Origin of the sequence: Myxococcus sp. CA039A (genome assembly GCF_013336645.1) — a bacterium.
In the GTDB taxonomy this organism is placed as follows: Bacteria; Myxococcota; Myxococcia; order Myxococcales; family Myxococcaceae; genus Myxococcus; species Myxococcus llanfairpwllgwyngyllgogerychwyrndrobwllllantysiliogogogochensis.
Window position 1 is genome coordinate 1 of record NZ_JABUMQ010000375.1, and the last position, 9,942, is coordinate 9,942.

Below are 9,942 nucleotides of genomic sequence, written 5' to 3' on the forward strand. Positions count from 1 at the left end.
CCCCTGGACGGCCCCCCCACCGCCCGCGCCTGACTCAGAGCGAGTCGAGGAAGGCCACGAGCGCGTCGCGCTCCCCCTTCGACAGCGCGCGCACGGCCTCGCGCGCGGACGCGGCCTCGCCGCCGTGCCAGAGGATGGCCTCCAGGGGCGTGCGCGCGCGTCCGTCATGCAGCAGCCGCGAGTGTCCGCTCACCTCCCGCGCGCGGCCCAGGCCCCACAGGGGCGCGGTGCGCCACTCGCGGCCCGAGGCGAGGAAGTCCTCGCGCCCGTCGGCCAGCGCGTCCCCCAGGTCATGCAGCAGCAGGTCCGAGTAGGGCCAGATGAGCTGGCCGGACAGCTCCGGGTAGCCCGCGAGCGTGCCGGTGGTGACGGACGGCCGGTGGCACTTCGCGCAGCCCACGCGGTGGAAGACGGCCTTGCCGCGCAGCACGTCGGCTAAGTCCACGCCCGTGCGCGTCGGCACCGCCACGGTGTGCGAATAGAAGTCGAGCGCTTCCAACTGCCGCTCGCTCACCTCGGGCACGCCGCCATGGGGCGCCGCCCGACACACGGCCTGCGCCGCCGTGCAGCTCTCCTCGGTGAAGAGGGTGGTGGTGAGGCCCAGGTCGCCCAGCAGCGCCGCCGCGTTCTGGTGCTCGATGTCCGGCTGGTTCGCCTTCCATCCGAAGCGGCCCACCACCTCGCGGCCCTGGCGCTCGCTCCACACGCGGTTGGGCCGCCCGGAGATGCCGTCGCCATTCGCGTCGTCCGGGTCCGCCCACGCAAGCAGCGTCTCGTCGCTCACCGCCGCGAGCAGGCCCAGGCCCACCATGGGCTGCGCCACCCGCGCGGACGTGCGCGTGTCGGGCGCCAGCGGCCCGTACGCCAGCTCCGTCAGCTCCAGCTCCGGTGCCTGGAGCGTGTAGGGCTCCGCGTCCGCGAAGGTGCCGGGGACGTCCGTCCACTTCACGCGCACCTGCCCCTCGGCGGGCACCGCGCCGACGCTCCGGGGTTGGAGCTGGTCGCCATAGGTGGGCTCGGGCAGCGGGCCTCCGTGCGCGCCGACGCCGGGCACCGACAGGCGCACCAGCAGCGTGTCGGCGACTTCGTTCCCCTCGGGAGGACGGCCGCGCCCGTTGCCCAGGTGGCAGGCGATGCAGGAGACGGAGTGGAAGAGCGGGCCCAGGCCGTCGCGCTCGGGCTGCGAGCCGGGCGCGCCCACCCAGTTCGCCTCGAAGACGGACTCGCCCACGAAGAACTCGGAGCGGCGCGCCAGCACCAGGTTCGCCGCGGGCTTCGTGAAGGCGGCGGCGCCCGCCACCGCCACGCTCGTCTCGCCGCCGGGCCGGTCCTCGCCCACCTCCACCACGTCGAAGCGCGGAAGGGGCTCCTCGGGATTCGGTTCCCCGGGATTCGGCTCCTCGGGATTCGGCTCCTCGGGAGTCGGAGTGACGGGGCGCGCCTCCCCGGACCCGTCGCAGGCGACGAGGCCGAGGAGCGTCAACAGGAGGACCAGGCCCGCGGCGTGTTTCACGGCAGCGTCACCGGAACGGGGTCGGTGTAGGACCAGCGGTCGATGACGGCGTCGGGGCCGAGCGAGCCGTTGAAGTTCCAGCCCCACGCGTAGACGGAGCCGTCGCCGCGCACGGCGATGACGTGGGTGGCGCCCATGCCCATGGCGGACAGGGGCTTCACCTCGGGAGACGACTCGGTGGGCACGGCGCGGTCCTCATCGTCGCCCACCCCGAGCTGGCCGTTGCCATTCTGGCCCCACGCGAGCAGCGAGCCGTCCGCGCGCCGCGCGAAGCTGTAGTTGCCGTTGGCGAAGACGGCACTCACGTCCGTCGCGCCCGGCACCTTGCCCGGCGTGGCGCTCTGCGTGTTCGCTCCGGACGTCCCGTTGCCCAGCTGCCCGCTGACGCCCAGGCCCCACGAGGACACGGTGCCATCCGCGTGCACCGCGAGGATGTGGTCGCGCCCGTTGGCCAGGTCCACCACGTCCGCCAGGCCCGGCACGACTTCCGCCGTGGGACGGCCCTGCGTGCCGGCCGTGCCCGTGCCCAGGTTGCCGTAGGTGTTGCGACCCCAGGTCCACACGGTGCCGTCGCGCTTGAGCGCCACCGAGTGCATGGAGCCGGCCACCAGCTTCACCACGTCCGTCAGGCCCAGCACCGTCACCGGGTAGTCCCGCGCCGTCGTCGTGCCGTCGCCCAACTGGCCGTCCGCGTTGTTGCCGAAGGCGCGCACCGTGCCGTCCTCCATCAGCACCAGCGCGTGACGGAAGCCAGGGGCCACCGCCACCGCGCCCGTCAGGCCGGGCACCTTCGTCGCCGTGTAGCGAGGCGCGACGTCGGGCGTGCCCGGCTGGCCCAGGCCCAGCTGGCCGTCCGCGTTCTCACCCCAGGTCCACACCGCGCCGGCCGAGTCGAGCGCCATGGAGAAGTTCTGGTTGAAGGCCACGGAGGCCGCGTTCTCGATGCCCGGCACCGCCTGGGGCTGCGTCTGGTTCGCCGTCACGTCCACGCCCAGGCCCAGCTGGCCGCGGTTGTTGCGGCCCCAGACGTAGACGCGCCCGTTGCGCAGCGTGCCGCTGTGCAGGCCGCCCGCGGTGGACAACCCGCCGAAGCGGAAGGTCACCGTCTTCTCACCCGTGTTGCCCTTCGCGTCGCGCGCGCGCACCACCACCTGGTTGGCACCCGGGCGGGGCGTCACCTCGAAGGAGACCGCGCCCTCGGCCGTGGTGGGCAGCGCCAGCGTCTGCTCCTCGCCGTCGTTGAGCGTGTACGAGAGCGCCGTCACGGCCACGTTGTCCGTGGCGACCGCGTCCACGCGCACGCGGCGCACGGTGATGGCCAGCCCCTCCTCGGGGGACAACACCTGCACCTGGGGCGCCTGGGCGTAGCGCAGGCTCAGCACCCGCGCGCTGGTGCCGCCGCTCTGGTCCACCGCCTCCAGCCGCACCTCGTTGTCGCCCTCGGGCAGCGTGAGCTCCACCGCGAAGACGCCCGCCGTGGACGTCTTCTCCGTGTATTCCACGGCGCGTGCCTCGCCGTCGTTCACCCGAGCCGTCAGGCCGGCCAGCTTGCCCGGCACATTCACCGTGCCGGTCAGCCGCACCACGGGCTCACTCAGGGTGTCGCCCGACGCGTGAGACATCACCTGCATGAACGGAGAGACGGGGACGCCGGGCGTGGACTCCACGTCGGACCCGCACGCGGCGAGCCAGAGGGTCACGAGCGCCAGGACACAGGCACGGGACTTCATGGGGACTCCTGAGTTGTTGAGATTGATTTGCAGAGTCAGAAAAGTGCCCGGCCTCATATCGCTCGCGGCTCAAGGCGCGCAAGCGACAGAGGGCTCAATTTGGCGGTTGCCGCCCGGGATTCCCCGAGGGAGAAGCGTGCGCGGGAAAGCCAGGGAAGCGCTTCAGGGAGCCTGGCGGACACGGTTGGCGGGATGACCGGGCCTTGGGATTCGGAGGCCGGGCGGGCGAGCAGGTGTGGGACACTCGCACGGTCAGCACGGGGGAGCGTCCGGGCCCTCCCACTGCTGGTCCCTGTCCCAACGTACGATTGTCCTCCAGTGGAAGGTGGCGGGGAGGGGGGCTCGACGTTCTCTTCGCAGGCCGGGGAATCGCTCTAGGTTCGGCGCTCGTCGCCAGGGGAATTCATGTCAGAGGTGCTCGTCGTCGATGACAGCAAGGTGATGCGGGACATGGTGGTGGCCTGTCTCAGGCCCTACCCGGGCCTGAACTTCACCCACGCGTCCAGCGGGCTGGAGGCCATCGAGCGCCTGTCGCTGAGCCCGTATGACCTGCTGGTGTTGGATTTGAACATGCCGGATATCGGCGGCATCGAGGTGGTGGAGTTCGTGCGGGGGCAGGATCGGCTGCGCACGCTGCCCATCATCATCGTGACGACGCGTGGGGACGAGGCGTCGCGCGCCCGGGCCCTGTCCGCGGGCGCCAACCGCTTCATGACCAAGCCCTTCACTCCCGATGCCATCCTCGCGGAGGCGCGGGGGCTGTTGGAAGAGAAGCCGGCTTGACGGCCTCCGTGGACCTCGCGGACTTCCTGCCGGCCTATCTGGCGGAGGTGGAGGAGCTGCTCGACTCGGCCCACCGTCAGTTGATGGCGGTGGAGGCCAGTGCGCGGCGTGGCGCCGCCCATCCGAAGTCCGTGCGGGAGCTGTTCCGCGCGTTGCACACCATCAAGGGCCTGTCCGCCATGGTGGACGTGGAGCCCATCGTCTCCATCTCCCACTGGATGGAGACGTCCCTGCGTCAGGCGGACCAGGCGGGCGGGCGGCTTCCCGAGTCCAGCGTGGAGCCCCTCATGGAGGGCCTGCGCGCGGTGGAGCAGCGCATGCGCCAGCTCGCCGCGGGCAAGGACGCCTCGCCCGTTCCTCCGGGACTGCTGGAGCGACTGGAGGCGCTGGGGGTCTCCTCCCCCGTGGTGGCCAGTACCGCCCGGCCCTCGGCGTTGCTGCTCGATGAGACCCTGGCGCTCGCTCCCCGGCTGACGCCCACCGAGCGCGAGCAGCTCACCTCGGGCGCGGGCCATCGCCGCCCGGTCCGCGTGGACTTCATCCCCGGTGCCGAGCGCGCCGCGCGGGGCATCACCATCAACAGCGTGCGCGAGCGACTGGCGGCGCTGGGGGAACTCGTCAAGGTCGTCCCCGTGGCGGGGCCGGCGCCGGGCGGCGGCTCGCTCACGTTCGTGTTGCTGCTCAGCACCGATGCCTCGGACGCCGTGCTGAAGGAGGCGGCGGGAGGAGAGCCCGCCCAGGTGCGCGCGCTGTCCACCGCGCCCGCGCCCTCGGCCGTGGACGGGCCGTCCGTGCCGGAGCGGGAGCCGGAGCTGGAGGAGGAGCCCGAGGAGGGGCGCCGGTCCAGCGGTACCTTGAGGGTGGAGGTGTCGCGGCTGGACGAGGCGCTGGAGCGACTGGCGGCGCTCGTCGTCAACCGCTCGCGGCTGCAGCGCGCGGTGGTGGACCTGACGGCCGTCGGGGCTCCGACGCGGGAGCTGCGCGCCATCCTCCAGGAGAACGGACGGCAGCTGCGAGACATGCGCGCGGCCATCCTCCGCCTGCGCATGGTGCGCGTGGGGGACGTGCTGGAGCGGCTGCCGCTCCTGGTGCGCGGCCTGCGTCGCACCACGGGCAAGGCGGTGCGGCTGGAGCTGGAGGTGGGCGACGCGGAGCTGGACAAGGCGGTGGCGGACCGCATGTTGCCCGCGCTCGTGCACCTGGTGCGCAACGCGGTGGACCACGCGCTGGAGTCTCCCGAGGAGCGCCGCGCCGCGGGCAAGCCCCCGGAGGGCCGCGTGCGCCTGGGCTGCCATGCGAACTCCAGCGGCTGGGTGGACATCACCGTGGCCGATGACGGGCGGGGCGTGGATGCGGGGGCGGTGGCCCGGCGCGCGGGCGTGCCGGTTCCCCGCGGCCCGGATGACCTGCTGGAGCTTCTGTGCCGGCCCGGCTTCTCCACCCGCGAGGAGGTCACCTCCACCAGCGGGCGCGGCATGGGCATGGACATCGTTCGCCGCATCGTCGTGGACCAGCTCGGGGGCGAGCTGCGTCTGGAGACGCGCGTGGGGGAGGGCACCACCTTCCACCTGCGCGTGCCCCTGACGATTACGCTGCTGGACGCCATCATCTTCGAGTGCGCGGGGCTGCGCTATGCGGTGGCGGTGGGCTCCGTGGAGGAACTCATCGAGGTGGAGGCCGCGCGGGTGGTGCGGCCCGCGGGCGCCCACGGCGTGGCATTGGTGGAGCGGCGGGGCCAGGCGGTGACGCTGGTGTCCCTGGCACGGCTGTTGGGCTCCGTGTCCACCCAGGCCGTGGATGTCACGCCCCCTCGGGGGCTGGTGGTGCGACAGCGCGGAGAGCTGGTGGCGTTCGGTGTGGACCGGCTGCTCGGTCAGCAGGAAATCGTGCTGCGCCCGCTGGAGGACCCGCTGGTGCGGGTGCCCGGGGTGGCGGGAGCCACGGACCTGGGAGATGGCCAGCCCACGCTGGTGCTGGACCTGAATGCGCTGGGAGCGGCGCGCCGCCCGGGGTCCGGGGGACGAGAGGAGCGCGCGACATGAGCGTGCTGCATGTGGTGTTCAAGGTGGATGGCGCCGAGTACGTGTTGCCGGCGTCGGACGTCCTCCAGATGGAGTCCTTCTCCGGGGCCACGCCCGTGCCCGGAGCGCCGGCGCATGTCGCGGGGCTGGTGCAGGTGCGCGGGCGCGTCATCCCCGTGGTGGACGCGCGCATGCGCTTCGGGCTTCCGGCCCTGGAGCGCTCGCTCGACACGCGGGTGGTGGTGGGGCAGTTGGGGACGCGGACGGTGGGGCTGCTGGTGGACAGCGCGCGCGAGGTGCTGAAGCTGGACCCCGCGAAGTTCCAGCCGCCGCCTCCGCTGGTGGTGGAAGGCTCGCGAGGGTTCGTGAAGGCCGTGGCCCAGGTGGGGCCGAGGCTGGTGATGCTCATCGATTTCCCCCGGGTCATCGGGGAGGAGACGCCAGATGGCGACGGAAAACGGTAACGGCCCCCAGGGGCAGGATGACGCGCGCGGGCTCACCGAGCGCTTGTCGCGCGGAGTCCGGGAGGGCGTGGCCCTCCTGCAGGACGTGGAGGCGCTCGCATCGAGGCTGGCCGCCAGCGGCAACGAGCAGGCCGCGGCCTCCGAGCAGGTGCGCGCCTCCATCGAGTCGGTGGCCGCCCATGTCGAGGCGACGAGCGTCGCGACGCAGACGCTCGCGCGCTCCCAGCGCACAGTGAGCGACTCCGCCCGCGCGCTGCAGCAGGAAGCGGAGGCCACCGCCGGCTCCGTGCAGGAGGTCAGCGCGTCGGTGGCGGGGGTGCGCAAGGACGCAGCCCACCTGGCCGCGGAGGCGGACACCACCGCCGCCACGCTGGAGCAGGTGACGCGCTCGGTGAAGACGGTCAACTCCAACGCGGAGGACCTGGCCGCCTCCAGCGAGGAGCTGCTGGCGTCCATGACGGAGATGAACTCCACCGTCGCGGACCTGGTGACGCGCAACCAGTCGGGCGCGGCCTCCACGGAGGAGGTGGGCGCGACGATTGAGGAGATGGCCAAGGGAATCGCCCGGCTGTCCACCGACGCCCAGGGCATGGGCGAGCGGGTGACGCTGGTGACGGGCGCGGTGGTGGGGCTGGGCAAGTCCCTGAGCGACCTGTCCCGCGACGCCACCACCATGTCCTCCGGCGTGGAGGAGACGGCGTCCACCGCGGAGGAGCTGGCGCGCAGCGTGCGTGGCGTGGCGGAGAGCGCGCGGGTGCTGGAGACGCACGCGGCCTCCACCGCCTCCACCGTGGAGGAGGTGGCCGCCAGCGTGGAGGAGGTGGCCGCCACCGCGGAGAAGAACTCCGCCGTGGTGGATACCAATGCGGCGACGATTGAACAGCTGGCGCGCTCCGCCCAGTCCGTGGCCAAGGCCTCCGAGTCCATCAACGGCCTGGCGTCCTCGAGCGCCAGCGCGTCCGCGCAACTGGAGGTGTCCACGCGGCGGGTGGCGCAGATGAGCGAGGAGGCGCGCGCCACCTCGGACCGGGTGGGCACCATCGCCCGCGAGGGCGGCGCCACCGTGGTGCGCTCCATCGCCGGCTTCAGCCGCATCCGTCAGTCCATCGTCGAGTCCTCGGGTGTCATGAAGGAGATGGGCAAGCGCGCCGAGGAGATTGGCGACATCGTCCAGACCATCAACCTCATCGCCGACCGGACGAATCTCCTGTCCCTCAACGCCAGCATCGAGGCGGCGCGCGCCGGTGAACACGGGCGCGGCTTCGCGGTGGTGGCGGAGGAGATTCGCGCCCTGGCGGACCGCGCGGCGGCGGCCAGCTCGGACGTGGCGAAGATTGTCCGCGGCCTCCAGACGACGGCGCGCGAGGCGACGAGCGCGAGCGCGGAGGGCATGCGCGCGGCGGACGAGGGCGCGGCGCTGGCGTCGGACGCGGAGCGGGCCCTGTCCACCATCCTGAAGGGCGTGGATGACGTGGGGCAGAACGTGCGCGAGGTGAGCCGCGCCACGACCGAGCAGGTGCAGGCGGTGCAGTCGCTGGCGCAGGGCACCACGAAGATGAGCGAGCAGGGCCGCGTCATCGCCGCGTCCGCGTCGGAGCAGGCCCAGGCGGCCCAGGCGCTGGCGCAGGGCGGCACGGAGATGCGGCGCATGGCCCGGCAGACGACGCAGGCCACCGCGGACCAGGCCCGCGCGCTGCGCGATGTGGTGCGCTCCAACGGGCAGCTGGCGGAAGTCGCCCAGAAGGTGTCCCGCGCGGTGCAGGAGCAGGCGGCCGCGGCGGCGGACCTGTCCAAGGGCGCCGCGCAGATGCGCCAGCTGGTGCAGGGCGTCAGCGCCGTCGTGGGCACGCAGAGCAAGGAGGTGACGGGGATGGCGCAGGTGGCCCAGGACCTGGCGAGCACCACCCAGCGCACCCTGGCGGGGCTGGCCGAGCAGGCCAAGGCGGCGGCGGAGGTGACGCGCGCCATGGAGGATACGCGCAAGGAAGTGGCCCAGTCCGCGCGCGGCATGGCGGAGCAGGCGCGCGCGCTCAAGCAGGGCGAGACGGCCAGCCGCCAGGTGGCGAAGCTGGCGTCGTCCGTGACGCGCGCCACCGACGAGCAGGCCCAGGCGCTCGTCGCGCTGGTGAAGGGCGCGGACGAGGTGCGGCGGGTGGCGAAGGGCACGGCGCGCGCGCTGGACGAGCAGTCGGAGGTGCTGACGGGGCTCGCTGCTTCCGCGCAGCGGCAGGCCACGGGCACCGCCGCGGTGGCGCGCGCCAGCGGCGATGCCACGCAGGTGATGGAGGGCCTGGTGAAGGGCGTGGAGGAGATGCGGGTGAGGGCGCGGGAAATCACCACCACCACCGCGCAGCAGGTCCGCGCGTCGTCGGCCACCGCGGGAGAAGTGCGTGAGGTGGCGGGACGCCTGACGCACCTGTCGCGACTCCAAGCCGAGCAGGTGGAGAGCCTGGAGCGCCTGGGCAGCGTGCTGGGGAGTGGTAGCACCCCGCAGGCTCCCGAGGCGGGGGGCTCGCGCTCCAGGGAGCGACAGACATGACGGAATCGACTTCCGTGACGGGCTCCCCCCTCTTCCTGTCCGCGGAGGACAGGGCGCGGGTGGAGGAGGTGGAGCAGCTGGCCCGTGGGGGCGCCGGCAGCCTGGAGAGGCTGGTGGCCGGACTGGACACGTCGAGCTGGGCGGTGCGCCGCGCCGTCGTGGCGGCGCTCGCGCGGCTGGGCACCCCGGCGGTGCCTCCGCTGTGCGACGTGCTGCGCCACCGCCGCGACAACGAGGCGCGCCTGGCGGCCGCGGTGGAGGCGCTGGTGGCGTCCACGGGCGCGGTGGAGGAGTCCCTGGAGGGTCTGACGGACAGCCCGTCCGCGCCCATCGTCTGTGACGCCGCGCAGGTGCTGGGGCGGCGGCGCAGTCGGCGCTCGGTGCCGCTCCTGGCGCGGCTCACCGTGCATCCGGACGACAACGTCGCGGTGGCGGCCATCGAGGCGCTGGGCCGCATTGGCGGCGGCGCGGCGGTGGACGCGCTGTTGGCGGCGCTGGGCAGCGGCAACTTCTTCCGCATCTTCCCCGCCATCGACGTGCTGGGCCGGTGTGGAGACCCGTCGGTGGTGCCCGCGCTCCTGGGGCTCCTGGCGGACCCCTTCTACGCGCTGGAGTCGGCGCGCGCGCTGGGCCGCACCGGCCAGGACGCGGCGGTGCCCGCGCTGGTGAGCCTGCTGCGCCGGGGCAACGACGCGCTGGTGCGCGTGGCGGCGGTGGCGCTGGTGGACATCCACGAGGCGCAGGTGCAGCGCTTTGGCGGCGCGCGCGCGGTGCAGGCCGCGCTGCGCTCCGGTCCCGGTCCGGACCTGTCCATGCTGGGCCGCAGGCTGGCGCAGGCCATCACCAGCGCGGACTCCGCGGAGCGGGCCGCGCTGGCGCGACTGCTGGGTTG

Annotated in this window: 7 protein-coding genes; 5 read left to right on the forward strand and 2 right to left on the reverse strand. The window is 73.4% G+C overall.

The window, feature by feature from the left end:
• Window positions 1-34: 34 nt before the first annotated feature.
• Both HR086_RS40285 and HR086_RS40290 read right to left on the reverse strand, forming a co-directional pair.
• Window positions 35-1,513, reverse strand: coding sequence for a di-heme oxidoredictase family protein (locus tag HR086_RS40285; protein WP_174468264.1), 1,479 nt, complete (start codon window positions 1,511-1,513; stop codon window positions 35-37).
• Window positions 1,510-3,243 (reverse strand): chromosome condensation regulator RCC1, encoded by a 1,734-nt coding sequence (locus tag HR086_RS40290; protein WP_174453903.1) that lies wholly within the window; start codon window positions 3,241-3,243, stop codon window positions 1,510-1,512. Before HR086_RS40290 ends, HR086_RS40285 begins: the two co-directional genes overlap by 4 nt.
• Window positions 3,244-3,648: 405 nt before the next feature.
• Here HR086_RS40290 and HR086_RS40295 point away from each other — a divergent pair, with 405 nt between their 5' ends.
• The 5 genes from HR086_RS40295 to HR086_RS40315 form a co-directional block, all read left to right on the forward strand.
• The gene (locus HR086_RS40295) at window positions 3,649-4,026 is read left to right on the forward strand and encodes a response regulator (RefSeq protein ID WP_141643167.1); all 378 of its coding nucleotides are present in this window, start codon (window positions 3,649-3,651) and stop codon (window positions 4,024-4,026) included.
• Window positions 4,023-6,068, forward strand: coding sequence for a chemotaxis protein CheA (locus tag HR086_RS40300; protein ID WP_174468265.1), 2,046 nt, complete (start codon window positions 4,023-4,025; stop codon window positions 6,066-6,068). The genes HR086_RS40295 and HR086_RS40300 overlap by 4 nt, the downstream gene beginning before the upstream one ends.
• Window positions 6,065-6,511 carry a chemotaxis protein CheW gene (locus HR086_RS40305; protein ID WP_174460715.1) on the forward strand — a complete coding sequence of 149 codons (447 nt, stop codon included), beginning with the start codon at window positions 6,065-6,067 and terminating at the stop codon, window positions 6,509-6,511. Before HR086_RS40300 ends, HR086_RS40305 begins: the two co-directional genes overlap by 4 nt.
• A complete protein-coding gene (locus tag HR086_RS40310; RefSeq protein WP_174468266.1) occupies window positions 6,492-9,050 on the forward strand; it encodes a methyl-accepting chemotaxis protein in 2,559 nt (852 codons plus the stop codon). The genes HR086_RS40305 and HR086_RS40310 overlap by 20 nt, the downstream gene beginning before the upstream one ends.
• The coding region (locus HR086_RS40315; protein WP_174468267.1) for a HEAT repeat domain-containing protein at window positions 9,047-9,942 on the forward strand (896 nt) is incomplete at its 3' end. The genes HR086_RS40310 and HR086_RS40315, both read left to right, overlap by 4 nt.